Below are 24,101 nucleotides of genomic sequence, written 5' to 3' on the forward strand. Positions count from 1 at the left end.
CCCCCGAGGCTCATGGGCGCGCAGCGCCCACCCCAGGTAGACCCCCATGAATGTTCCGATAGCGTTGGCTGCCTTGCAGACGCAGGCCGCCGAGCCTGTGCGTCTGCGCGAGATCCCCTACAACTACACCTCGTTCTCCGACCGGGAGATCGTGATCCGCCTGCTCGGATCCCCGGCCTGGGAGGTGCTCGACCAGCTGCGCAAGGAACGGCGCACCGGGCGCTCCGCCCGCATGCTGTACGAAGTGCTGGGCGACATCTGGGTGGTGCAGCGCAACCCCTACCTGCAGGATGACCTGCTGGACAACCCCGGCCGGCGCAAGCAGCTGGTGGAGGCCCTGCAGCACCGCCTGGCCGAGATCGATAAGCGCCGCACCCCGGGCGACGACGCCGGGCGCGACCGCCTGGTGGGCGAGCTGGTGCAGGCCGCGGGCCAGGCCGTGGCCGCCTTCAACGCCACCTTCGTGCAGGCCGGCGAGCTGCGCCGGCGCATCCAGCGCACGCTGGGGCGCCTGACGGCCAAGGACAACATCAAGTTCGACGGCCTCTCGCGCGTGTCCCACGTGACGGACGCGACCGACTGGCGCGTGGAGTACCCGTTTGTCGTGCTGGTGCCCGACACCGAAGCCGAGATGGCGCTGCTGGTCAAGGGCTGCATCGAACTGGGGCTGACCATCATCCCGCGCGGGGGCGGCACCGGCTACACCGGCGGGGCCATCCCGCTGACCTGGAAGAGCGTGGTCATCAACACCGAGAAGCTCGAAGCCATGACCGAGGTGGAGATGCGCCGCCTGCCGGGCATGGACCGCGATGTGGGCACGGTGTGGACCGAGGCCGGCGTGGTCACCCAGCGCGTGGCCGACGCCGCCGAACGCGCGGGCTTCGTCTTCGCCGTGGACCCGACCAGTGCCGAGGCTTCGTGCATCGGCGGCAACATCGCCATGAACGCAGGCGGCAAGAAGGCCGTGCTGTGGGGCACGGCCCTGGACAACCTGGCCAGCTGGCGCATGGTGACGCCCGAAGCCCAGTGGCTTGAAGTGACCCGCCTGGACCACAACATGGGCAAGATCCACGACGTCGAGACTGCCACCTTCGAGCTGCAGTATTTCGAGGCCGACGGCAAGACACCGGTGCGCACCGAGCAGCTCGCCATCCCGGGCCGCACCTTCCGCAAGGAAGGCCTGGGCAAGGACGTGACCGACAAGTTCCTCTCGGGCCTGCCGGGCATCCAGAAGGAGGGCTGCGACGGCCTGATCACCAGCGCGCGCTGGGTGGTGCACCGCATGCCCGAGCACACGCGCACCGTGTGCATGGAGTTCTTCGGCAACGCCAAGGACGCGGTGCCCAGCATTGTCGAGATCAAGGACTACATGTTCGCCGAGCAGAAGCGCTCGGGCGTGCTGCTGGCAGGCCTGGAACACCTGGACGACCGTTACCTGAAGGCCGTGGGCTACGCCACCAAGAGCAAGAAGGGCAACGGCGGTCTGCCCAAGATGGTGCTGATCGGCGACATCGCCGGTGACAACGCCGACGAGGTGGCGCGCGTGACCAGCGAGGTGGTGCGCATCGCCAACTCGCGCAATGGCGAGGGTTTCATCGCCATCAGCCCCGAGGCGCGCAAGAGATTCTGGCTCGACCGCAAGCGCACGGCTGCCATCAGCCGCCACACCAACGCCTTCAAGATCAACGAGGACGTGGTGATTCCGCTGCCGCGCATGGCCGAGTACACCGACGGCATCGAGCGCATCAACATCGAGCTGTCGCTGCAAAACAAGATCAAGCTGTGCGATGCGCTCACCGACTTCTTCGAGCGCGGCAACCTGCCCCTCGGAAAGCAGGACGACGCCAATGAAATCCCCTCGGCCGAGCTGCTCGAGGACCGCGTGGCCCAGGCCATCGCCCTGGTGGCCGAGGTGCGCTCGCTCTGGGCCACCTGGCTGCAGAACGTGGACAGCCTGTTCCCCCAATTGCAGGACCACACCCTGCGCGCGAGCTGGAAGACCCAGCTTCGCGCGCCCCTGTCGGGCATCTTTGCCGGGGCAGCCTTCAAGCCCATCCTCGACGAAGCCACGGCCATCCACAAGCGCGTGCTCAAGGGCCGCGTCTGGGTGGCCCTGCACATGCATGCCGGCGACGGCAACGTGCACACCAACCTGCCGGTCAATAGCGACGACTATGAGATGCTGCAGACCGCGCACGGCGCGGTGGAGCGCATCATGGTGCTGGCGCGCAGCCTGGATGGCGTGATCTCGGGCGAGCACGGCATCGGCATCACCAAGCTCGAATTCCTCACCGACGAGGAACTGCGCCCGTTTGCCGAGTACAAGCAGCGCGTGGACCCCGAGGGCCGCTTCAACAAGGGCAAGCTCTTGCGCGATGCCGCGCCGGTGCTGGCCATGGACGCCACCCCCGGCGGCCAGGCGCGCGATCCGGCGCTGCTGCATGCGGACCTGACCAATGCCTACACGCCGAGCTTCGGCCTCATGGGGCATGAGTCGCTGATCATGCAGCAGAGCGACATCGGCGCGATTGCCGATTCGGTCAAGGACTGCCTGCGCTGCGGCAAGTGCAAGCCCGTGTGCGCCACGCACGTGCCGCGCGCCAACCTGCTGTATAGCCCGCGCAACAAGATCCTGGCCACCTCGCTGCTGGTGGAGGCCTTCCTGTACGAGGAGCAGACCCGCCGCGGCGTGAGCATCAAGCACTGGCAGGAGTTCGAGGACGTGGCCGACCACTGCACGGTGTGCCACAAGTGCGAGAGCCCCTGCCCGGTGAAGATCGACTTCGGCGACGTCACCATGAACATGCGCAACCTGCTGCGCAAGATGGGCAAGAAAACCTTCCGCCCCGGCAATGCGCTGGCGATGACCATGCTCAACGCCACCAACCCCGAGACCATCAAGTTCATGCGCAGCGCCATGGTGGACGTGGGCTTCAAGGCCCAGCGCGTGGCCGTGGACCTGCTGCGCAAGGTGGGCCGCAAGCAGACCGCCAAGCCGCCGGCCACCGTGGGCACCGCCCCGGTCAAGGAGCAGGTGATCCACTTCATCAACAAGAAGCTGCCCGGCGGCCTGCCCAAGCGCACGGCGCGTGCGCTCTTGGACATCGAGGACAAGGATTACGTCCCCATCATCCGCAACCCCAAGGCCACCACGGCCGAGGCCGAGGCGGTGTTCTACTTCCCCGGTTGCGGCTCGGAGCGCCTGTTCAGCCAGGTGGGCCTGGCCACGCAGGCCATGCTCTGGCATGCGGGCGTGCAGACCGTGCTGCCGCCGGGCTACCTGTGCTGCGGCTACCCGCAGCGCGGCAGCGGCCAGTTCGACAAGGCCGAGAAGATGATCACCGACAACCGGGTGCTCTTCCACCGCGTGGCCAACACGCTCAACTACCTCGACATCAAGACCGTGGTGGTGAGCTGCGGCACCTGCTACGACCAGCTGCAGGGCTACGAGTTCGACAAGATCTTCCCGGGCAGCCGCATCATCGACATCCACGAGTACCTGCTGGAAAAGGGCATCGCCCTGCAGGGCAAGGGCGCCTACCTGTACCACGAGCCCTGCCACAGCCCCATGAAGCAGCAGGACGGCTTGAAGACCGTGAAAGCGCTGGTGGGCGAGCAGGTGCTCAAGAGCGAGCGCTGCTGCGGCGAATCGGGCACATTGGGCGTGACGCGCCCGGACGTGTCCACCCAGATCCGCTTCCGCAAGGAAGAGGAAATCAAGAAGGGCGAGGCCGCGCTGCGCGCCAGCGGTGCCGTGGGTGCGCAGGACAACGTGAAGATCCTCACCAGCTGCCCGAGCTGCCTGCAGGGCCTGAACCGCTACCAGGACGACCTGAACAACGGCTTGCTCGAAGCCGACTACATCGTGGTCGAGATGGCGCGCGAGATACTGGGTGAGAACTGGATGCCCGAGTACGTCGAGCGCGCCAATGCCGGCGGCATCGAGCGGGTGCTCGTATGAGTGAACGCATTGCCTGCCCCCTGTGCGCCGCCGATGGCGGTACGCTGGTCTGGCGTGGCACTCGTCTGCGCGTGATCCGTGCGGACGAAGCGGGCTTCCCGGCCTTCTACCGCGTGGTGTGGAATGCCCATGCGGCCGAGTTTTCCGATCTTTCAGCGGCCGAGCGCATGCATTGCATGGAAGCCGTCACGGCGGTGGAGCAGGCGCTGCGCGACCATCTGGCGCCCACCAAGGTGAACCTGGCGGCGCTGGGCAACATGGTGCCGCACCTGCACTGGCACGTGATCGCGCGCTTTTCCTGGGACAGCCATTTCCCGGCACCGGTGTGGGCGCCGGTGCAGCGGCCCAGCCCAGAGGGCGAGGAGGCGGCACTGCGCGCGCGCCTGCCCGCCGTCGAGGCCGTGATGGTGGCAGCCCTTCAAAGGCTCTGAGTGGACAATGCGGGCCGGCGTGGCAGTCGTCGCCGCGCCGATTTTTTCGAGGTGGTATCCATGGCAGGTTTGAAAGGGGGTTCGCCCACGCCGCAGGCGCTCACGGTGCACGGCAAGTCGCGGGTGCTCGAAGTGGTGTTCTCGGACGGTGCGGCGTTCCGCATCCCGTTCGAGCTGATGCGCGTGTACTCGCCTTCGGCCGAAGTGCGGGGCCACGGTCCTGGCCAGGAGGTGCTGCAGACTGGCAAGCGCGACGTGACCCTCGACGGCCTGGAGCCCATTGGCAACTACGCCGTCAAGCCGGTCTTTTCGGACGGGCATGACACGGGCATCTTCAGCTGGGACTACCTGTACGAGCTGGGCCAGCAGCAGGATGTGCTGTGGGCGCAGTACGAGAGCCGGCTGGCCGAGGCCGGCGTGGACCGCGATGCGCCCATGGGCACGGCTGCCAAGGGCCACAGCCACGGCGGCGGCGCTTGCAGTAGCCACTGACCCCGGCGCGCCGGCGCGCCGGCGCACCACTGTGGCCCGCGCGCACCATGCCGGAACCCGCGTGCCGGCTCCGGTTGCTCTTTTTATAATAGCAAACCGGGCTTTCATGGACAGGTGTTGCCTGCCTTTTGATGCCCATACTTCCAAAACCCTTGCGGCAGATGCCCCGTTTCAGTGCGGGGTTGTCGCTGTACCTGGGGCGCCCACGCGCCTAGCATGAATCCCATGAGCACCACCCACTTCGGTTTCCAGTCGGTCGACGAGCAGGACAAGGCACGCCACGTGCGCGGCGTGTTCGATTCGGTGGCGTCGAAATACGATGTCATGAACGACCTCATGTCGGCCGGCCTGCACCGCGCCTGGAAGGCCTACACCGTGATGGTGGCCAACCTGCGCGAAGGAAGCCAGGTGCTGGACATCGCGGGCGGCACGGGCGATCTGGCGCTGGCCTTCTCGAAGAAGGTGGGGGCCACCGGCCGCGTGGTGCATACCGACATCAACGAAGCCATGCTGCGCACCGGGCGCGACCGGCTGATCGATGCGGGCGTGGTGCTGCCCACCCTGGTCTGCGATGCCGAGAAGCTGCCGTTTCCCGATGCGCACTTCGACGTGGTGAGCGTGGCGTTTGGTTTGCGCAACATGACGCACAAGGATGTTGCGCTGAAAGAGATGTGCCGGGTGCTCAAGCCGGGTGGCAAGCTGCTGGTGCTGGAGTTCTCCAAGGTGGCCAAGCCGCTGACCAAGGCCTACGACTGGTATTCCTTCAAGGTGCTGCCGCAGCTGGGCAAACTCGTCGCCGGCGACGATGCCAGCTACCGCTACCTGGCCGAATCGATCCGCATGCACCCCAGCCAGGAAGAACTCAAAAGCCTCATGCAGCAAACTGGCTTTGGGCATGTGGACTATCACAACATGACTGGCGGCATAGTGGCCTTGCATGTTGGAATCAAGTGCTGAACGGCAAGGTTCAGCCGTATACAAGATGGAGATGACATGATGAAACTGTGGTCTGTGGTTCTGGTGGCGATGCTGGCGTTCGCGCATGCGGATGCCGACGCCCGCCGCCTGGGTGGCGGCAATTCGGTGGGCAAGCAGTCCAGCAACGTGACGCAGCGCGAATCCGCGGCGCCCGGCGGCCCTGCCCAGAACGCCAACAACGCGGCCAAGCCGGCTACGCCGGCTGCGGCCCCTGCTGCCGCTGCAGCGCCCAAGAAACCCTGGGGCGCCATGCTCGGCGGCTTGGCTGCGGGCCTGGGCCTGGCCTGGCTGGCGAGTTCGCTGGGCCTGGGTGCAGGCTTCGGCAACATCCTGATGATCCTGCTGCTGGCCGTGGCGGCGTTCGCCATCTTCAAGATGGTCATGCGCATGCGCAATGGCGGCGGCAACCAGGGCGGTGCAGCCGCAGGCGGCTCGCCCTTTGCCTTCCAGGGCGCAGGTGCGGCCACGCCGGCCGCCGCCCAGGTGCCTCCGCAGTACAGCCCGAACAACGTCGGCAACGACGCATCGGCCCGTCCCTGGGAGCGCAACAGCATGGCTTTCGATGCGGCGCGTGCACAGCAGCCCGCTGCGGCTGGCGCTGCCGGTTCGGGCGTGGTGATCGGCTCCGGCCTGACCGGTGCCGCCGCCGGGGCAGGGGTTTCGGCCCTGGCTGGCTCGCAGAACTGGGGCGTGCCCGAGGGCTTCGACACGCCCGGCTTCCTGGCCGCAGCCAAGCGCAACTTCGTGACGCTGCAGGCCGCATGGGACCGCTCGGACATCTCCACCCTGCGCTCCATGATGACCGACAGCATGCTCGAAGAGATCCGCTCGCAGCTGGCCGAGCGCGAGACGCACCGCGGCGCCGAGCCCAACCACACCGACGTGGTGATGATCGAGGCGCAGCTTTTGGGCATCGAAGAGCTGGACGATGGCTACATGGCCAGCGTGGAGTTCTCGGGCATGATCCGCGAAGAACTCTCGGCCGGCCCGAGCCCCTTCCGCGAAGTGTGGAACATGACCAAGGCCAAGAGCGGTGCCAGCGGCTGGCTGGTGGCCGGCGTGCAGGCCCTGCAGTGATCGCGGCTTTGTAAATCACCTCGGATCGGCCCAAAACCCATGTTTTGGGCCGAGTTCAGGGAATAATTGGGGACTATGGCAACACAGTCCCCTTTTTCCTTCCTGGACGGCCTCTTCGAGCGCCTGGCCGCAGGCCCGCAACCACCGCAATGGCTGGTGCACGAGGTGCAGCAGCGGCTGGTGCTGTTCCTGAACCACGTGCTCATGCAGGAACGGGAAGCCATGGACCGCCTGGTGCGCCAGCGCGGGCGCGTGGCGCGCGTGCAGTGGCGTGCGTTCTCCATGGCGCTGGTGATCACCCCGGCCGGCCTTTTGAACCTGGCCGCCGAAGGCGCGGTACCCGACCTGCAGCTGGAGATCACCGAAACCTCGCCCCTGGCCCTGGCCCAGGTGGCGCTGCGCGGCGACAAGCCCGCCATCCGCATCGAGGGCGACGTGCAACTGGCGGCCGAGATCAACTGGCTGGTGGACAACGTGCGCTGGGACCTGGAAGAAGACCTCTCGCGCGTGGTGGGCGATGCACCGGCCCACACCATCAGCGAAGTGGCCCGCAAGGCCGCGCAGGCGCTGCGCCAGTTCGTGGGCTCGCGCGTGCCGCCGGCCGATGGTGGCAGCGGCCCCGCCGCTGCAGCGTACCCACCGGCACCAGCTCCGGCCCCCGTTCCGCCGGCGGGCGGTAGCAGCAGCACCAGCCCTGGCGCCGACCGGACCGGTCCATGAAGCAATTTCTCCGGGGTGCGTCCATCCTCTGGGTGGTGTTCCGCTATGGGCTCGATGGGCTGGTGCTCGACAGCTTCCAGAAGCCGTGGCTGCGTCTGGTCTCGCGCATCGTCTCCATCGGCCGCAACCTGGACGCCCCTCGCGGCCAGCGCCTGCGCGAGGCGCTGGAGCGCCTGGGGCCGATCTTCGTGAAATTCGGCCAGGTGCTGTCCACCCGGCGCGACCTGCTGCCGGCGGACATCGCCGACGAGTTGGCGCTGCTGCAGGACCGGGTGCCGCCGTTCCACTCCGACATCGCCATCGCCACCATCGAGCGCGCCTTCCGCCGGCCGGTGGACGAGGTGTTCACGCATTTCGACCGCGTGCCGGTGGCCAGTGCCTCGATTGCCCAGGTGCACTTCGCCACCCTGCGCGACCGCCATGGCATAGCGCGCGAAGTCGCCGTCAAGGTGCTGCGCCCGGGCATGCTGCCGGTGATCGAAAAGGACCTGGCGCTGATGCGCATGATGGCCGGCTGGGTGGAAGGCCTGTCGGCAGACGGCAAGCGCCTCAAGCCCCGCGAGGTGGTGGCCGAGTTCGACAACTACCTGCACGATGAGCTCGACCTGGTGCGCGAGGCCGCCAATGCCGCCCAGCTGCGCCGCAACATGGCCGGCCTGGACCTGGTGCTGATCCCCGAGATCTTCTGGGACTTCTGCCACGCCGAGGTGATGGTGATGCAACGCATGAACGGCGTGCCCATCAACCAGATCGAACGGCTGCGCGACGCCGGGGTGGATATTCCCAAGCTCGCGCGCGATGGCGTCACCATCTTCTTCACCCAGGTGTTCCGCGACGGCTTCTTCCATGCCGACATGCACCCGGGCAATATCCAGGTGAGCCTGGACGCCGCGACCTTCGGGCGCTATATCTCGCTCGATTTCGGCATCGTGGGCACGCTGACGGAGTTCGACAAGGAGTACCTCGCGCAGAACTTCACGGCCTTCTTCCGGCGCGACTACAAGCGCGTGGCCGAGCTGCACATCGAAAGCGGCTGGGTGCCGCCCGATACGCGGGTGAACGACCTCGAGTCGGCGATCCGCACCGTCTGCGAGCCGTACTTCGACCGGCCGCTCAAGGAAATCTCGCTGGGCATGGTGCTGATGCGCCTGTTCCAGACCTCGCGCCGCTTCCACGTGGAGATCCAGCCGCAATTGGTGCTGCTGCAGAAGACGCTGCTCAATATCGAGGGCCTGGGCCGCCAGCTCGACCCCGAACTCGACCTGTGGAGCACCGCCAAGCCCTTTCTCGAAAAATGGATGCTCGAGCAGATGGGGCCGCAGCGCCTGTGGCGCGAAATCCAGGCCGAGGGCCCGCACTTCGCCAAGATGCTGCCCGAGCTGCCGCGCCTGCTGCACGACTACCTGCGCAACCGGCCGCAGAACCACCGGCGCGAGCTGATGGAGCTGCTGGCCGAGCAAAAACGCACCAACCGCCTGCTCAACGGCATCATCTACTCAGGCATCGGCTTTTTCCTGGGTTGGCTGTTCTTCATGCTGGTACAGCAGTTGCAAGTGCTGCAGCGCTTCCGGATTTTCTAGCCGTTCCCTTTTTCCACCCTTCGCGACATCGAGGAGCATGCCGTGCTGTTGACCCTGGTCATTGTCTATCTGTTGATCACCATTGCCATCGGCCTCGTGGCGGCCCGGCGCGTGAAGAACGCGGCGGACTTCGCCATCGCCGGGCGGCACCTGCCGCTTTACATGATCATCACCACCACCTTCGCCACATGGTTCGGTTCGGAGACGGTGCTGGGCATACCGGCCAAGTTCATCGAAGGAGGGCTGGGCAATGTGGTCGAGGACCCTTTCGGCGCGGGCTTCTGCCTGATCCTGGTGGGCCTGTTCTTCGCGGGCAAGCTCTACCGCATGACGCTCCTGACCATCAGCGACTACTACCGCGAGCGCTATGGCCGCCTGGTGGAGATCGTCTGCTCGCTGATCATCATGCTCAGCTACCTGGGCTGGGTGTCGGCGCAGGTCACGGCGCTGGGCCTGGTGTTCAACCTGCTCTCGGGCGGTGCCATCAGCATCCCCATGGGCATGACCATTGGCGTGGTCTCCATCCTGGCCTACACACTGTTCGGCGGCATGTGGTCGGTGGCGGTGACCGACTTCATCCAGATGATCATCCTGGTGGTGGGCCTGGCCATCATCGCGGTGTTTGCGGGCAACATGGCCGGCGGGGCCGACAAGGTGATCGAGTTCGCGTCCAACCGCGAGCTGTTCCGCTTCCTGCCCGAGCCCAAGTTCCACGACGTGGTGTTCTTCATCGCCGCGGGCATCACCATGATGTTCGGCTCCATCCCGCAGCAGGACGTGTTCCAGCGCGTGATGTCGGCCAACAACATCCAGGCGGCCACGCGCGGTCCGGTGATCGGCGGTATCTGCTACATCCTGTTCGCCTTCGTGCCCATGTTCCTCGTGGCCAGCGCGCTCATCATCATGCCCGGCGAGACTGCGGCGCTGCTCAAGGAAGACCCACAGAAGGTGCTGCCCACCCTGGTGATGGCCAAGATGCCCTTCATCATGCAGGTGCTGTTCTTCGGCGCGCTGCTCTCTGCGCTCAAGTCCACGGCCTCGGCCACCCTGCTGGCGCCCAGCGTCACCTTCACCGAGAACATCTGGCGCCAGTTCCGCCCCACGATGACCGACAAGGAGCACCTGCGCACCATGCGCGTCACCACCCTGGTGTTCAGCGGCTGCGTGCTGGCCTATGCCATCCGCATGCAGGGCACCTCCATCTACGAACTGGTCTCGGGCGCCTACCAGGTACCGCTGGTGGGTGCGTTCGTGCCGCTGGTCGCGGGGCTGTACTGGAAGCGCTCCACCACGCAGGGTGCCATCCTGGCCATCGTGCTGGGCCTGGGAACCTGGCTGCTGCTGCTCAACACCCCCTGGGGCGAGGTGTTCCCGGCCCAGCTCGCCGGCCTGCTGGCTGCCATCGTGGGCATGGTGCTGGGCTCGCTGGCGCCGCAAGTGCTGGCCAACCGCCACGCCGGCCACCACCGCATGGTGGGCGTGGAATAGGCCGCAGGGCCCCAAGGCGAGGGCCTGTACAAGGGGTAGCAGTGCACGCCTATAATTGAAGGTTTTGCACTTTGCCTACAACGACACGCCCGACATGCCTATCTACGCCTACAAATGCAGCTCCTGCGGCCATGCCAAGGACGTGCTGCAAAAAATCTCCGACGCACCACTGACGGTGTGCCCGGCGTGCGGCGCCGAGGCGTTCTCCAAGCAGGTGACGGCTGCGGGCTTCCAGCTCAAGGGATCGGGCTGGTACGTGACGGACTTCCGTGGCGGCAACAACGGTGGCGGTGGCACATCCGCACCCGCCACCGACGCCAAGGGCGGCGATGCTCCCGCGGCCGCGCCTGCCGCAAGCACGGATGCTGCCACCAAGAAAGACACCTCTTCCAGCACCAGCGCAGCGAGCGCCGGTGCAGCCTCCACCTCCAAAGACTGAGCCCGCCGATGCCCTCCCTGCGCAAATGGTTGTTCACCGGTCTGCTGGTCATCGTGCCCGGTGTCATCACCGCGTGGGTACTGCACTGGATCGTCAGCACGCTGGACCAGACCCTGCAGATCCTGCCCGAGGCCTGGCAGCCCGACCGGGTGCTGGGCGTGCACGTGCCCGGCTTCGGCGTGGTGCTCACGCTGGCCATCCTGCTCGTGGTGGGGGCCATTGCCAGCAATTTCGCCGGCCGCAAGCTGGTGCAGTGGGGCGATGCCCTGGTGCACCGCATCCCGGTGGTGCGCTCGATCTACTCCAGTGTCAAGCAGGTCTCCGACACCCTGTTTTCCGAGAACGGCAACGCCTTTCGCAAGGCCGTGCTGGTTCAGTGGCCGCGCGAAGGCGTCTGGACGGTGGCCTTCGTGACCGGAGCACCCAACGGCGAGGTGGCGGCCTACCTGCGCGATGAATTCGTGAGCGTCTACGTGCCCACCACCCCCAATCCCACGGGCGGCTATTTCGTGATGCTGCGCAAGAGCGACTGCGTCGAGCTCGACATGAGCGTGGATTCGGCGCTCAAGTACATTGTTTCGATGGGCGTGGTGGCTCCGGTCGATCCGACCCAGCTGCCTCCCAAGTAACCCTTTTTCTCTCAATGCGCCCGAGGGGCGCCGGAAGTTCTGCCATGGCCATGCGTTCCCACTATTGCGGTCTTGTGACCGAAGCCCTGTTGGGCCAAACCGTCACCCTCTCTGGCTGGGTGAACCGTCGCCGCGACCACGGTGGTGTGATCTTCATCGACCTGCGCGACCGCGAAGGCTATGTGCAGGTGGTGTGCGACCCCGACCGCGCCGAAATGTTCAAGACCGCCGAGGAAGTGCGCAACGAGTACTGCGTGCAGGTCAAGGGCGTGGTGCGTGCACGCCCCAACGGCACCACCAACGACAAGCTCAAGAGCGGCCAGATCGAAGTGCTGTGCCACGAACTCAACGTGCTCAACCCCTCGGTCACGCCTCCGTTCCAGATCGACGAAGAGAACCTGAGTGAGACCACGCGCCTCACGCACCGCGTGCTGGACCTGCGCCGCCCCTACATGCAGAACAACCTGATGCTGCGCTACAAGGTGGCCATGGAGGTGCGCAAGTTCCTCGACGCCAACGGCTTCGTGGACATCGAGACCCCCATGCTCACCAAAAGCACGCCCGAAGGCGCGCGCGACTACCTGGTGCCCAGCCGCGTGCACGACGGCCAGTTCTTCGCGCTGCCCCAGTCGCCCCAGCTGTTCAAGCAGCTCCTGATGGTGGCCGGCTTCGACCGCTACTACCAGATCACCAAGTGCTTCCGCGACGAAGACCTGCGTGCCGACCGCCAGCCCGAGTTCACCCAGATCGATATCGAAACATCGTTCATGGAAGAGCAGGACATCCGCGACATGTTCCAGGGCATGATCAAGACGGTGTTCCAGAACACGCTGGGCGTGGACCTGGGCGAGTTCCCGGTCATGACCTACCAGGATGCGGCTTTCCGCTTCGGCTCGGACAAGCCCGACCTGCGCGTGAAGCTGGAGTTCACCGAGCTTACCGAGGTGATGAAGGACGTGGAGTTCAAGGTCTTCTCGGGCGCGGCCAACATGAAGAACGGCCGTGTGGTCGCCCTGCGCGTGCCCGGCGGTGCCAAGGAAGGCGCCGGCCTGTCGCGCGGCGAAATCGACGCCTACACCGAGTTCGTGAAGATCTACGGCGCCAAGGGCCTGGCCTGGGTCAAGGTCAACGACCTGTCCAAGGGCCGCGAAGGCCTGCAAAGCCCTATCATCAAGAACATCCATGACGCCGCGATCACCGAGATCCTCCAGCGCACGGGCGCACAGGACGGCGACCTGATCTTCTTCGGTGCCGACAAGGAAAAGATCGTCAACGACGCCATTGGCGCGCTGCGCATCAAGATCGGCCACAGCGAATTCGGCAAGAAGACCGGCCTGTTCGAAGACCGCTGGGCACCGCTGTGGGTGGTGGACTTCCCGATGTTCGAGTACGACGAGGACAACCAGCGCTGGAACTCGGTGCACCACCCCTTCACCAGCCCCAAGGACGGCCACGAGGACTGGATGGTCACGGCGCCCGAGAAGTGCATCTCCAAGGGCTACGACATGGTGCTCAACGGCTGGGAAATGGGCGGCGGCTCGGTCCGTATCCACCGCGCCGACGTGCAGCAGAAGGTGTTCGACGCCCTGAAGATCTCGCCCGAGGAAGCCCAGGAGAAGTTCGGCTTCCTGCTGGACGCGCTGCAGTACGGTGCGCCTCCGCACGGCGGCCTGGCCTTCGGCCTGGACCGCATCGTGACGCTGATGACCGGTGCCGAATCGATCCGCGACGTGATCGCCTTCCCCAAGACCCAGCGCGCCCAGTGCCTGCTGACCCAGGCCCCGTCGCCCGTGGACGAGAAGCAGTTGCGCGAACTGCACATCCGCCTGCGCAACCCCGATGCCGTGAAGACCACGGCGGGGGCCTGAGCAGGCAGGCCGGAGCCAGCCACCCTGTCATCCCCATGACCGGGCACGCCTTCGGACAAAGCGGTAGCGGCCATCGGCCGGTGCCGCTTTTTTCATGGGTGAGTCCCTTGCGTTCCCTTTCCCCATTCTTCCGAGGTCGTCCATGCGCTCTTCCATGAAAGCCCCCTTCGTGCTGGCGGTGTCCGCCACCCTGCTGCTGGCCGGCTGCGGTGAAAAGAAGACCGAGCTGGGCCAGGGTGGCTCGGTGGTCACCGGCTCTGCCGGCCCGGCCGGCGCACAGGATGCGGCCAAGGAACTCACCAAGTGCACCCAGCCCGTGGCCACCCTGGCCCTGGCCGAAAACCCGAATGGCTACACCGTGTCCAGCAGCTACCAGCTGCCGGCCTCGCCCGTGCCGCTGATCCGCCTGATCGCGCAGCAGAGCGGCTGCTTTCGCATCGTGGACCGTGCGGCCGGCCTGCGTGGCACCGTGCAGGAGCAGGAACTCAAGGACGCGGGCATTCTGCGCAAGAACTCCACCGTCGCCAAGGGCAAGGGCTACGAGGCGCAGTACACCCTGACCCCGAGCCTGACCTTCAGCGAGCAGGATGCGGGCCGCAGCATCGCGGGCATCATCGCCATGATCCCGGTGCTGCGCGACATCGCCGGCCTGGTGGGCCTGGCCGAACAGGTCAAGTTCAAGGAGGCGCAGACCGCGCTCTTGCTCACCGACAACGAGACTACCGAGCAGGTGGCTGCAGCCACCGGCGCCGCGCGCAGCACCGACCTGGGCGCGGCGGGCCTGCTCTGGGGCCGCATGGGCGGTGCCGGGGGCGCGGGCTGGAGCAATACCAACGAGGGCAAGGTGATCGCCGCCGCCTTCCTCGACTCGCACAACAAGCTCGTGACCCAGGTGCAGATGCTGCAGGCCAAGGAACTGCCGCCCCCTGTGGCGACGAGGAAGTGACCACCCCCTGAGTCAGGCCGCGCCGCTTTCGCAGGTCGCGGGTGGCGCCATGGAGGACTGAGGTCTCCGCACGCAGGAGGCGGGTGGTAGGGGGCGGAAGTCCGCCCGCTGGGGGCGTACCTGTCATCCTTGCCCCAATCTGGGAAATATATTTGCAAAAGGCCTGCAATATGCCTGTTTGCAGACAGCGGGCCGGGCCGCACAATGCGTCGTCACCGGGCCCACCGCGCAAAGGACCTTTCCCGTGCAAACCTCCCCGACCTCTCCCGAACAATGGCTGCGTTACATGCCGTCCGCGCAGCACCAGCGCCAGGAGCTGCGCCTGGTCGAAAGCGCCTGGGACCAGCTCTCGCTGCTCTCTTCGCTGTCGCTGCTGTCCTCCAAGGCCTCGTCGGGCGGTGACCTGGCCCAGGCGAGGCGGGACTTTGCGGCGCTCTCGCACGACCTGCTGCAGGGCCTGGTGGGCGAGGCCCTGAAGAACCGCACCGAGGATCTCGGCGCCCGCGCCCAGGTGTGCATCGACGTGCTGGTGCGCAACCTGTTCGAGCGCACCGCCGACATCGGCTTCTTTGCCACCGATGTGGGCGTGGCCGAGTACCTGGCCGACCCCGACCCGGCCCTGCGAGCGCTGATCGAGGCGCGCCTGGCCGAATACGCCAGCAAGTACACGGTCTATGGCAACATCTTCCTCTTCGACACCGACCTGGAGCCCTGCGCCAGCCTGCGCGCCGTGGCGCCGGTGGGGGGACTCGACCAGCAGGATGCCGATGGCGCCTTTCTGCGCGCGGTGCTGCAAAGCGATGCCGCCTACGTCGAGCGCCACGCCGTGCACGGCTTTTGCGGCAGCGCCGCCGAAACCCTGGTCTATGCGCGGCGCGTGCACTGCAGCGGGCGCATCGTGGGTGTGCTGTGCCTGGAATTCAAGCTCGCCGACGAGATGCCGGCCATCTTCGATTCGGTGCAGGACGGAGATGCGCAGGGCGGCACGGCGCAGGGCAGCGATGCGGTGCTGGCCCTGGCCGATGCCGATGGGCGTGTGCTCGTCTCGGGCGACCCGCTGCAACTGCCTGCAGGCTGGCGGCTGCCCCAGGCGGCGGCCGCCGGCGTGCACCTGCTGCGCCATGCCAGCCGGCGCTACCTGATGGCCGTGCGCGACACCCAGGGCTTTCAGGGCTACCAGGGACCGGGATGGCGCGGCTTGGCACTGTTGCCGCTGGACCTGGCCTTCGACGAGGCCGGCCATGACGAGCGCAGCGCGTTGGCCGGCGAGCTCTCGGGCCAGGCGGAGCTGCTGTCGCAGGAGCTGCGCGATATTCCCCGGCGCTCGGCCGCCATCCAGTCGGCGCTGGAACGCTCGGTCTGGAACGGACTGCTCGAGCTCGACCAGATCGGCGAGCCGGGCGGTGGGAACGGTGCTGTGGGCGGGGAGGCCGCAGCGCCGCGCGAGCTCCTGTTCGCCAAGACCCTGCTGGCAGAGATCGGGGCCACCGCGCGCAAGACCGCGCAGGCCTTCTCCAGCGCCCTGCAGGACCTCTACGGCGTGGTGATGCGCTCGTTGCTGCGCGACGCCCAGGGCCGCGCCGCGCTGGCCATGCAGATCCTGGACCGCAACCTCTACGAGCGTGCCAACGACTGCCGCTGGTGGGCGCTTACGCCGCAGTTCGCGCGCACCCTGGCCGCAGGCACCGTGGGCTGCAGCCAGGCCACGGCGGTGCTGGCCGAGATCAACGGCCTGTACCCCGTGTACGCCTGCCTGGTGCTGTTCGGGACCGATGGCCGGGTCATGGCCGTTTCGCAGCCGGGACAGGCACGCCATGTGGGCGCACGGCTCGACGAGGACTGGGCACAGCGCTGCCTGCGCCTGCAGGGCAGCCAGGCCTACACCGTGAGCCGCTACGAGGCCAGCCGTTTCTACGGCGAAGGCCCGACCTTCGTGTATGCCGCCGCGGTACGGACCGGCGTGGGCGAGGGCATGGGCGCCAGCGCGTCCGGGCCGGTGCTCGGTGGCATCGCCATCGTCTGGGACGCGGCCAACCAGTTGCAGTCCATCCTGGACGACTGCGCCGTGGGCACAGGCGCGCGCGACGCGCTGGCCTTTGTGGATGCAGACGACCGGCTGGTGCGCGCCAGCGGCGACGCTGCCACCATGCAGGCGCGCGAGGCCGTTGCCAGCAGCCGCCAGGGCGGGCGCATGGCTGCGCTCGGCGGCCAGCTCTACGGCGTGGGCCAGGCGCGTGGCCAGGGCTACCGCGAGTTCCGCACCAGCGACGGCTACGAGCACGGCCTGGCGTGCCTGGTGCTGCGCCACCTGTGCGAGCGCCGCGGGGTCGTTTCTTCGGTACCCCAGCCCGATGCCCACCCGGGCGCCGCCCGCGTGGGCCAGGAGAATCGCCTGCAGATGGCAACCTTCCTGATCGGCAACCACTGGCTCGGGGTGGATGCGTCCCAGGTCGTCACTGCCGCGCCCGACATGGTGGTGCTCAACGGCGGGGGGGCGCGTGCGCCGTTCCTGGGGCTTGCGCAGATCGGCGCACGCGTCTATTCCGTGGTGGACCTGCGCAGTGTGGTGGCGCCGGCGCCGGGCGATGCGCCCGTGCAGCGCGCAGCCGACCCCACCCGCCAGATGGTGCTGGTGCGCGTGCCGCTGGAGAATGGTGGCACGCGGGATTTCATCCTGCGCGTCGATGCGCTCGGCGCCATGCTCGACCTGGACCGGCGCGCGCTGCGCCCGGTGGGCGTGGCGGGCGGGCCTGCCGGCACTGCGCTGATCGATGCCGTGGTGCCCGTGCCCACCTCGGGCGGCGGCAACCCCGGGCAGCAGGGCCTGCTGTGCCGCATCTCCGCGCGCTGGCTGCTGCAGTGCGCGCTGGGCGCGCTGACCGAAGGGCCCGCGCACGACGTCGACGCCCTCGTGGCAGCGGCATGAGCAGCCCGGGGGAGGGGGCGCCGGCGCGGCCTTTCAAGATACCGCAGTCGGTGCTGGTGGTGATCCACACGCCGGCCCTGGAGATTCTGCTGATCCGCCGCGCCGACGGCGGCGAGCACTGGCAGTCCGTCACCGGGAGCAAGGACAGTGAGGACGAGCCCTGGGAGACCACCGCCGCGCGCGAGGTACAGGAAGAGACCGGCATCGACGTGCGGGCCCCCGGCTGCGTGCTGACCGACTGGTACCTGGAAAACATCTATGACATCTGGCCCCAGTGGCGCCACCGCTATGCGCCGGACGTGGTGTTCAACCGCGAGCGTGTCTTCGGTCTGTGCGTGCCCGCCGGAACGCCCGTGGTGCTGAGCCCGCGCGAGCATGTGGCCTTCCAGTGGCTGCCCTGGCGCGACGCGGCGGACCGGTGTTTTTCCGCCTCCAACGCCGAGGCCTGCTTGCAGCTGCCCCGGTTTACCGCCGCTGCGGCAGCACCCTGATCAGGTGCTCGGCAAAGCCCTCGGCTGCCGGTGAGGTGGCGCGCTGCGTGGGGCTGTACAGGCACACGTAGCGCATGGCCTCGGGCGCCAGGATGCGCCGGCGCACCAGGCCCAGGGGCTTGGCCAGCGCGCCCACGTAGTCGGGCGCCAGCGTGGCAGCGACATCGGCCGCCGCCAGGCCCAGGGCGGTGGAGATGTTGTCCACGATTTCCACGGGCGTCACGCGCTGTTCGCTGGGCAGGCCGGTGTGCATCTGCGCCACGCTGCGCTCGTGGTCACGACCTGCGGCCACCAGGGGGTGGGCGTGCAATTGCTCCCAGCTCACGCTGCGCTGGCGTGCCAGCGGGTGGGTGGGGGCGCACCACAGCACCCAGGGGCTCTGGAAGAGCTGGGTGCGGGCTACGTCCTCGCCGCAGGCGCGATCCGGCCCCAGCGCCAGGTCGGCATCGCCGCTGGCGACCGCATCCACGAGCTTTTCCACCGGTACGTCGCGGATGTGGATGCGCACCTTGGGCCGCTCCTGCAGATAGGCCTTGATGGCGCGCGGCAGGATCACGCTGGCCACAACCAGCGGAGCGGCGATGCGCACCACGCCAGCCGCGCGGTTGCGTACATCGCTGGCGGCCGACTGCGCCATGCGCAGGTGCTTGAGCACCGATTCGGCCGAAGCCAGGAACTCCCGCCCCGCGCTGGTGATGGCCACCCGGCGCGTGCTGCGCTCGAAGAGCTTGAAATCGAGCACGTCCTCCAGTTCGCCCACGAGCTGGCTCACCGCCGAGGGCGTGAGCGCCAGCCGGTCCGCCGTGGCGGTGAAGCTGCGCATCTCGGCGACGGTGACGAAGGCTTCGAGCTGGCGCAGCGTGAAGTGGGGCAGGGACATGGCCATTCATTAGACCATCTTCACAATCGGTAAGAAAGCGTTGATTGTGGTCGGCGCATCGCGTCACGATACTTTGAGACCAAAGCGCACACCGCAGCCCCGATGGAGACACCCCTTGAGCACCGAGACCCTGAACGTCGCCGGCATTGCCGTATCGCCCCACCACTACATCGACGGCCAGCGCGTGGCCTCGGACATGCGCCTCGACCTGCATTCGCCCATCGACCAGGCGCTGCTGGGCCGCATCAGCGCGGGATCGCCCGCGCAGGTGGACGCGGCCGTCACTGCGGCAGCGCGCGCCTTCCCCGCATGGAGCACCCTCACGGCGGCCGAGCGCAAGCCGTATCTCGACCGCTTCGCCGCCGAGATCGGAAAGCGCGCCGAGGCCTTCTGCACGCTTGAATCCAACGATGCGGGCGTGCTGCTCTCGCGCATGAAGCACGGCGTGGTGCCGCGCGCCATGCTCAACATCACCTGGTTCGCCGAGCATGCGCTGTCCCTGCAGGACCGCCCCATCGAGACCGAGCAGGCCACCCACATCGTGCGCCACGATCCGGCCGGCGTGGTGGCCATCATCACGCCCTGGAACGCGCCGCTGATGCTGGCCACCTGGAAGCTCGGCCCGGCCCTGGCCGCAGGCAACTGCGTCATCGTCAAGCCGCCGGAGTGGGCGCCGCTGACCAGCAGCCTGCTGGCCGACTGCGCGCACGCTGCCGGCCTGCCGCCCGGGGTGTTCAACCTCGTGCAGGGCGCGGGTGCCAGCACCGGTGCGCGCCTGGTCAGCGACCCGCGGCTGGCGCGCATCTCGTTCACCGGCTCGGTGCCCACGGCCAAGTGGATCGCCCAGTCGGCCGGCGCCAGCCTTGTGCCTTGCAGCCTGGAACTGGGCGGCAAGTCGGCCTTCATCGTGCTGGAGGATGCCGACATCGACAACGCCGCCGCCACCGGCGCGCTGATGTACCGCAACGCCGGCCAGGTGTGCCTGGCGGGCACGCGCTTCCTGGTGCACCGCAAGGTGCACGGTGCCTTCGTCGCCGCGCTGCGCGGCTATGTTGAAAAGCTCACCGTGGGCGACCCGCGCGAGTATGCCACCGAGGTCGGCCCCATCATCCACCCGCGCCAGGTGGAGCGCGTGCACGGCTTCGTGCAGCGCGCCGTGGCCGATGGCGCCACGCTGCTCTGGGGCGGTGCGCACCACCCCTTCGGCGCGCAGTACTACCAGCCCACCCTGCTGACCGATGTGCGCCAGGACAGCGAGATCGTGCAGAACGAAGTCTTCGGCCCGGTGCTCACCCTGCAAAGCTTCGACAGCGACGAGGAGGCCATCGCACTGGCCAATGGCACGGACTACGGCCTGGGCGGCGTCTGCTACGGCGCTACCGAGCACGCCAGTGCCGTGGCGCAGCGGGTGCGCACCGGCTTCATCTGGGTCAACAGCTTCGGTATCCGCGACCTGGCCGCGCCCTTTGGCGGCATCAAGCGCAGCGGCGTGGGCCGCGAGGGCGGGGATTGGAGCTTCGAGTTCTTCTGCGATGTGAAGGACATTGTTGTTCCGAAGAAGCCTTTCCGCGCAAGTTTCAGCCACCGATAAGCCGTCTTCAGAGGAGACACACACCATGGGAAGCATCGTTGGCGCCGCCATCGTCTCGCACCACCCCGGCCTGATGCAGTGCGAGGAATTCCGCGTGCTGCAGGGCGCGGGGGCCGACTCAGACCTCATCCCCGGCTATGCGCGCCTGCGCGAGAAGATCGCCGCGGCCCGGCCCGACGTGGCCATCATCTTCGATTCGCACTGGTTCACCACCGGCTACCACCTGGTGGACGGCGCGCCGCGTTACCAGGGCATGTTCATCTCCGACGAGATGCCCTGGTACCTGCACGGTGTGCCGTACGACTACCGCGGCCACCCGGACCTGGCGCTGGCCATCGAGGCCGTCTCGCGCGAGCAGAAGGGCTACAACCGCGTCATCAACCACCCGGACCTGGGCAAGCAGTACGCCACCATCAACCTGGTCAAGCACCTGCGCCTGGAGCGCAGCGAAACGTCCGTGGTCACCGTGAGTTCGTGCCAGAACTGCGACTGGCGCCACTTTCTGAAATCGGGCGAGGCGATTGCCGAGGCCGTGCGCCGCAGCGGCCTGCGTGTGCTGCTGCTGGCCTCGGGCGCGCTCAGCCACAGGTTCAACCCCATCGACTGGAAGCCCAACCACCCGCGCATCTTCCACGAAAGCAATGTCTCGCGCCCCGAGAACGTGGTGAGCGACAAGGGCGCCATCGCGCTCATGGAGCAGGGCCGGCACGACATGGTGCTGGACCGCTGGCAGGATGAGTACCGCAAGATGCCCTGGGAAGCTTTCGGCGCGCACTACCTGCAGATGCTGGGCGCCATGGGCGGTGCCGACTGCCGCGCGAAGGGCGTGGCCCTGTCGGCCTACGAGAACGCACGCGGCACGGGCAATGTGCACATGTGGTTCGATGGTGAACCAGCGACGGCGGAGGTGGTTGCATGAACTTCGAATTCCCGATCACCGAACTTCCCGCCGTGATGCGCGGCCCGCGCGTGGAGCGCCGCCGCGTGCTGGTGGGTGGCAGCGCCTGCTGGGGCACCATGGTGGAAGAGGGCGCACAGCAGGGCCAGTTGCGCCTGGACGATGGCCGAGTGGTTGAGACGGCCCGTGTGCAGCACCTGCCGCCGGTGGCACCCAGCAAGGTCATCGCGGTGCACATCTCGTACAGTTCGCGCAGCTTCGAGACGCGCAACCAGCCCAAGCCCACCGAGACGCCGACCTACTTCACCAAGCCGCCGACCTCGGTCAACGGCCATGGCTGCGAGATCCACAAGCCTGCCGACAGCCTGTACCTGAACTACGAGGGCGAGTACGCCGTGGTCATCGGCAAGACCTGCCGCAACGTGCTGCCCGACGAGGCCTGGGATTACATCGAGGGCTTCTGTCCCGCGCTCGACATGGGCTTGCAGAACTACCGCGACACCGACCAGGGCAGCATGCTGCGCGTGAAGGGGGCGGACACGCTCTTGCCCATCGGCCCGGGCGTCGTGCGCGGCGTCAACCTGTTCGAGCAGACGCTGCGCACCTACCGCAACGGCCTGGTGGTGCAGGAGGCGCACATCGGCGACGAGACCATCTGGGGCCCGCACTACGTGGTGGCCGACATCGCGCGCCACATCACCCTGGTGCCGGGCGACGTGATCCTGATGGGTACGCCCTGCCATTCGCGCTCGGTGGACCCGGGCGATCGGGTGGAGTGCGAGATCACCGGCCTGGGCCGCCTGGCGGGCACCGTGGTGGCCATCGAAGCGCCGCGCGCCTCGGCACTGGGCGTGGGCCACCAGCCCAGCGACAGCCCCGAAGTGCGGCGCGTGGCCTGCGGCTTCGACGAGCGCGTGCCCGAGCACCTCAAGGCCAACTACCGGCAGGCCGCAAAAGAGAACAGGAAGGATTGACGATGCTCAGCGATGCATTGATCCAGCAACTGGCCCAGGACCTGCACCAGGCCGAGAAGACCCGCGTGCAGGTGGAGCATTTCTCCAGGCGCCACCCCGGCATGACGGTGCAGGACGGCTATGCCATCTCGCGCGCCTGGGTGGCGATGAAGATCGCCGAGGGCCGCAGCGTGCGCGGACACAAGATCGGCCTGACCTCGCGCGCCATGCAGATCGCCAGCCAGATCACCGAGCCCGACTTCGGCACCCTGCTGGACGACATGTTCTTTGCCGAGGGCGGCGACATCCCCATGCAGCGCTTCATCCTGCCGCGGGTGGAGGTGGAGCTGGCCTTCGTGCTCAACAAGCCGCTGCGCGGCGAGCCGGGGCGTCCGCCGGTGAGCATCTTCGACGTGCTGGCCGCCACCGAGTACGTGGTGCCCGCCATCGAGATCATCGACGCGCGCATCGAGCAGCACGACCGCCACACGGGCGTGATGCGCAAGGTGTTCGACACCATCTCCGACAACGCGGCCAATGCCGGCATCGTCACCGGCGGGCGCCCGGTGCGGCCCGATGCGGTGGACCTGCGCTGGTGCGGCGCGCTGCTCTACAAGAACGGGGTGATCGAGGAATCGGGCCTGGCCGCGGCCGTGCTCAACCACCCGGCCACGGGCGTGGCCTGGCTGGCCAACAAGCTCGCACCTTATGGCGAGGGGCTGGCGGCGGGCGAGGTGGTGCTGGGCGGCTCGTTCACCCGCCCGGTGGCGGCTGCGGCGGGGGACACCTTCCATGCCGACTACGGGCCGCTGGGCAATATCGCGTTCCGTTTCGTGTGAGGGGATCGCTGTGCAGACACCCCTGAACACCTTCAAACAGGCCCTGGCGGCGCGCACGCCGCAGATCGGCCTGTGGTTCGGGCTGGCCAGCGGCTATGCGGCCGAGCTGGTGGCGGGCGCCGGCTTCGACTGGCTGCTGCTCGATGGCGAGCATGCGCCCAACGACGTGCCGCGCATGCTGGAGCAACTGCAGGGCGTGGCCAGCGCACGCGCCATGCTGGGCACGGGGTCGCACCCCGTGGCCCGGGTGCCCGTGGGCGATACGGCGCTGATCAAGCAGTACTTGGACATCGGCGCGCAGACGCTGCTGGTGCCCATGGTGGACACGCCCGAGCAGGCGGCCCAGCTGGTGCGCGCCATGCGCTACCCGCAGGACGACGGGCAGGGCGGCATCCGCGGCATGGGGGCAGGCCTGGCGCGCGCCTCGCAGTGGATGCGCTACCCTGGTTACCTCCAGGAGGCCAATTCCCAGGTGTGCCTGCTGGTACAGGCCGAGAGCACACTGGCCATCGAGAACCTGGACGCCATCGCGCGCACGCCGGGGGTGGATGGCGTGTTCTTCGGCCCGGCCGATCTGTCGGCCAGCATGGGCCATGTGGGCAACCCGGGTCATCCCGCAGTGCAGGCCGCCATCGAAGACGGTATCCGCCGCGTGCTGGCGGCGGGCAAGGCACCTGGCATCCTGATGGCCGACGAGAAACTGGCACGCCGCTACCTGGAGCTGGGCGCCGTGTTCGTGGCCGTGGGGGTGGACACCAGCGTGCTGGTGGCGGCCACGCGCGATCTGGCGGCGCGCTACGGGCGGGCCCTGCACATGGCAGCTGCGGCGGCGTCCGCGCCGGCACACATGGCAGCAGCTGCGGCGTCCGCGCCGGCAGGGGGCCCGGTCTACGGTTGATGTTGGGGCGCTGCCG

At 67.7% G+C, this 24,101-nt stretch carries 20 protein-coding genes; 19 read left to right on the forward strand and 1 reads right to left on the reverse strand.

The genetic code is table 11. From position 1 onward, the window contains the following. Nucleotides 1-46 precede the first annotated feature (46 nt). The 14 genes from AC07X5_RS21445 to nudB all read left to right on the forward strand — a co-directional run bounded on the left by AC07X5_RS21445 (nt 47) and on the right by nudB (nt 18,026). Nucleotides 47-3,961, forward strand: coding sequence for a DUF3683 domain-containing protein (locus AC07X5_RS21445; RefSeq protein ID WP_494771751.1), 3,915 nt, complete (start codon nt 47-49; stop codon nt 3,959-3,961). Next, nucleotides 3,958-4,392 carry an HIT family protein gene (locus tag AC07X5_RS21450; protein WP_494771752.1) on the forward strand — a complete coding sequence of 145 codons (435 nt, stop codon included), beginning with the start codon at nt 3,958-3,960 and terminating at the stop codon, nt 4,390-4,392. The genes AC07X5_RS21445 and AC07X5_RS21450 overlap by 4 nt, the downstream gene beginning before the upstream one ends. Nucleotides 4,393-4,452: 60 nt before the next feature. Then, nucleotides 4,453-4,884 carry a gamma-butyrobetaine hydroxylase family protein gene (locus tag AC07X5_RS21455; RefSeq protein ID WP_494771753.1) on the forward strand — a complete coding sequence of 144 codons (432 nt, stop codon included), beginning with the start codon at nt 4,453-4,455 and terminating at the stop codon, nt 4,882-4,884. Nucleotides 4,885-5,109: 225 nt separating this feature from the next. After that, nucleotides 5,110-5,841: a bifunctional demethylmenaquinone methyltransferase/2-methoxy-6-polyprenyl-1,4-benzoquinol methylase UbiE gene (gene ubiE, locus AC07X5_RS21460; RefSeq protein WP_409959286.1), complete on the forward strand. Its 732-nt coding sequence runs from the start codon at nt 5,110-5,112 to the stop codon at nt 5,839-5,841. 36 nt (nt 5,842-5,877) lie between these two features. Continuing rightward, entirely contained in the window at nt 5,878-6,939 is a 1,062-nt protein-coding gene (locus tag AC07X5_RS21465) for a Tim44 domain-containing protein (RefSeq protein WP_494771754.1), read from the forward strand. A gap of 75 nt (nt 6,940-7,014) precedes the next feature. Beyond that, entirely contained in the window at nt 7,015-7,659 is a 645-nt protein-coding gene (locus AC07X5_RS21470) for a ubiquinone biosynthesis accessory factor UbiJ (protein ID WP_494771755.1), read from the forward strand. Continuing rightward, nucleotides 7,656-9,239 carry a ubiquinone biosynthesis regulatory protein kinase UbiB gene (gene ubiB / locus AC07X5_RS21475; RefSeq protein WP_494771756.1) on the forward strand — a complete coding sequence of 528 codons (1,584 nt, stop codon included), beginning with the start codon at nt 7,656-7,658 and terminating at the stop codon, nt 9,237-9,239. Before AC07X5_RS21470 ends, ubiB begins: the two co-directional genes overlap by 4 nt. A gap of 42 nt (nt 9,240-9,281) precedes the next feature. After that, on the forward strand, nt 9,282-10,727 hold the full coding sequence (locus tag AC07X5_RS21480; protein ID WP_494771757.1) for a high affinity choline transporter 1: 1,446 nt from the start codon (nt 9,282-9,284) through the stop codon (nt 10,725-10,727). 94 nt (nt 10,728-10,821) lie between these two features. Then, on the forward strand, nt 10,822-11,166 hold the full coding sequence (locus AC07X5_RS21485; protein WP_494771788.1) for an FmdB family zinc ribbon protein: 345 nt from the start codon (nt 10,822-10,824) through the stop codon (nt 11,164-11,166). An 8-nt stretch (nt 11,167-11,174) separates the two neighbouring features. Next, complete coding sequence (locus AC07X5_RS21490) at nt 11,175-11,795, forward strand: DUF502 domain-containing protein (RefSeq protein ID WP_494771758.1); 621 nt, start codon at nt 11,175-11,177, stop codon at nt 11,793-11,795. Nucleotides 11,796-11,839: 44 nt separating this feature from the next. After that, nucleotides 11,840-13,663, forward strand: coding sequence for an aspartate--tRNA ligase (aspS, locus tag AC07X5_RS21495; RefSeq protein WP_494771759.1), 1,824 nt, complete (start codon nt 11,840-11,842; stop codon nt 13,661-13,663). A 142-nt stretch (nt 13,664-13,805) separates the two neighbouring features. Next, a complete protein-coding gene (locus AC07X5_RS21500) occupies nt 13,806-14,609 on the forward strand; it encodes a curli production assembly/transport component CsgG (RefSeq protein ID WP_494771760.1) in 804 nt (267 codons plus the stop codon). Between the two features lie 244 nt (nt 14,610-14,853). Continuing rightward, entirely contained in the window at nt 14,854-17,535 is a 2,682-nt protein-coding gene (locus AC07X5_RS21505) for a chemotaxis protein CheW (protein ID WP_494771761.1), read from the forward strand. Beyond that, nucleotides 17,532-18,026, forward strand: coding sequence for a dihydroneopterin triphosphate diphosphatase (nudB, locus tag AC07X5_RS21510; protein ID WP_409959302.1), 495 nt, complete (start codon nt 17,532-17,534; stop codon nt 18,024-18,026). The genes AC07X5_RS21505 and nudB overlap by 4 nt, the downstream gene beginning before the upstream one ends. On the opposite strand, the gene AC07X5_RS21515 is transcribed toward nudB, so the two are convergent. Continuing rightward, nucleotides 18,001-18,906: a LysR family transcriptional regulator gene (locus AC07X5_RS21515; protein ID WP_494771762.1), complete on the reverse strand. Its 906-nt coding sequence runs from the start codon at nt 18,904-18,906 to the stop codon at nt 18,001-18,003. The two genes, nudB and AC07X5_RS21515, sit on opposite strands and share 26 nt — an antisense overlap. Before the next feature lie 115 nt (nt 18,907-19,021). On the opposite strand from AC07X5_RS21515, the gene AC07X5_RS21520 reads away from it, so the two are divergent. From AC07X5_RS21520 to AC07X5_RS21540, 5 genes are read left to right on the forward strand one after another with little or no spacing between them, the layout of a single operon-like run. Beyond that, the gene (locus AC07X5_RS21520; protein WP_494771763.1) at nt 19,022-20,497 is read left to right on the forward strand and encodes an aldehyde dehydrogenase family protein; all 1,476 of its coding nucleotides are present in this window, start codon (nt 19,022-19,024) and stop codon (nt 20,495-20,497) included. A 25-nt stretch (nt 20,498-20,522) separates the two neighbouring features. After that, a complete protein-coding gene (locus AC07X5_RS21525) occupies nt 20,523-21,416 on the forward strand; it encodes a DODA-type extradiol aromatic ring-opening family dioxygenase (protein WP_494771764.1) in 894 nt (297 codons plus the stop codon). After that, complete coding sequence (locus tag AC07X5_RS21530; RefSeq protein ID WP_494771765.1) at nt 21,413-22,369, forward strand: fumarylacetoacetate hydrolase family protein; 957 nt, start codon at nt 21,413-21,415, stop codon at nt 22,367-22,369. The genes AC07X5_RS21525 and AC07X5_RS21530 overlap by 4 nt, the downstream gene beginning before the upstream one ends. A 2-nt stretch (nt 22,370-22,371) precedes the next feature. Then, entirely contained in the window at nt 22,372-23,187 is an 816-nt protein-coding gene (gene hpaH / locus AC07X5_RS21535) for a 2-oxo-hept-4-ene-1,7-dioate hydratase (RefSeq protein ID WP_494771766.1), read from the forward strand. Between the two features lie 10 nt (nt 23,188-23,197). Then, nucleotides 23,198-24,085, forward strand: a complete 888-nt coding sequence (locus tag AC07X5_RS21540) for an aldolase/citrate lyase family protein (protein WP_494771767.1) — start codon at nt 23,198-23,200, stop codon at nt 24,083-24,085. Nucleotides 24,086-24,101: the final 16 nt, after the last annotated feature.

The organism is Acidovorax sp. GW458-11-26-14-TSB4, assembly GCF_059423865.1.

What these genes read in the sequence shown, in the direction of transcription:
- AC07X5_RS21445 (WP_494771751.1), top strand. Translation starts at nt 47, where the DNA reads ATGAATGTTCCGATAGCGTTGGCTGCCTTGCAGACGCAGGCCGCCGAG.
- AC07X5_RS21450 (WP_494771752.1), top strand. Translation starts at nt 3,958, where the DNA reads ATGAGTGAACGCATTGCCTGCCCCCTGTGCGCCGCCGATGGCGGTACG.
- AC07X5_RS21455 (WP_494771753.1), top strand. Translation starts at nt 4,453, where the DNA reads ATGGCAGGTTTGAAAGGGGGTTCGCCCACGCCGCAGGCGCTCACGGTG.
- ubiE (WP_409959286.1), top strand. Translation starts at nt 5,110, where the DNA reads ATGAGCACCACCCACTTCGGTTTCCAGTCGGTCGACGAGCAGGACAAG.
- AC07X5_RS21465 (WP_494771754.1), top strand. Translation starts at nt 5,878, where the DNA reads ATGATGAAACTGTGGTCTGTGGTTCTGGTGGCGATGCTGGCGTTCGCG.
- AC07X5_RS21470 (WP_494771755.1), top strand. Translation starts at nt 7,015, where the DNA reads ATGGCAACACAGTCCCCTTTTTCCTTCCTGGACGGCCTCTTCGAGCGC.
- ubiB (WP_494771756.1), top strand. Translation starts at nt 7,656, where the DNA reads ATGAAGCAATTTCTCCGGGGTGCGTCCATCCTCTGGGTGGTGTTCCGC.
- AC07X5_RS21485 (WP_494771788.1), top strand. Translation starts at nt 10,822, where the DNA reads ATGCCTATCTACGCCTACAAATGCAGCTCCTGCGGCCATGCCAAGGAC.
- AC07X5_RS21490 (WP_494771758.1), top strand. Translation starts at nt 11,175, where the DNA reads ATGCCCTCCCTGCGCAAATGGTTGTTCACCGGTCTGCTGGTCATCGTG.
- aspS (WP_494771759.1), top strand. Translation starts at nt 11,840, where the DNA reads ATGGCCATGCGTTCCCACTATTGCGGTCTTGTGACCGAAGCCCTGTTG.
- AC07X5_RS21500 (WP_494771760.1), top strand. Translation starts at nt 13,806, where the DNA reads ATGCGCTCTTCCATGAAAGCCCCCTTCGTGCTGGCGGTGTCCGCCACC.
- nudB (WP_409959302.1), top strand. Translation starts at nt 17,532, where the DNA reads ATGAGCAGCCCGGGGGAGGGGGCGCCGGCGCGGCCTTTCAAGATACCG.
- AC07X5_RS21515 (WP_494771762.1), bottom strand. Translation starts at nt 18,906, where the DNA reads ATGTCCCTGCCCCACTTCACGCTGCGCCAGCTCGAAGCCTTCGTCACC.
- AC07X5_RS21525 (WP_494771764.1), top strand. Translation starts at nt 20,523, where the DNA reads ATGGGAAGCATCGTTGGCGCCGCCATCGTCTCGCACCACCCCGGCCTG.
- AC07X5_RS21530 (WP_494771765.1), top strand. Translation starts at nt 21,413, where the DNA reads ATGAACTTCGAATTCCCGATCACCGAACTTCCCGCCGTGATGCGCGGC.
- hpaH (WP_494771766.1), top strand. Translation starts at nt 22,372, where the DNA reads ATGCTCAGCGATGCATTGATCCAGCAACTGGCCCAGGACCTGCACCAG.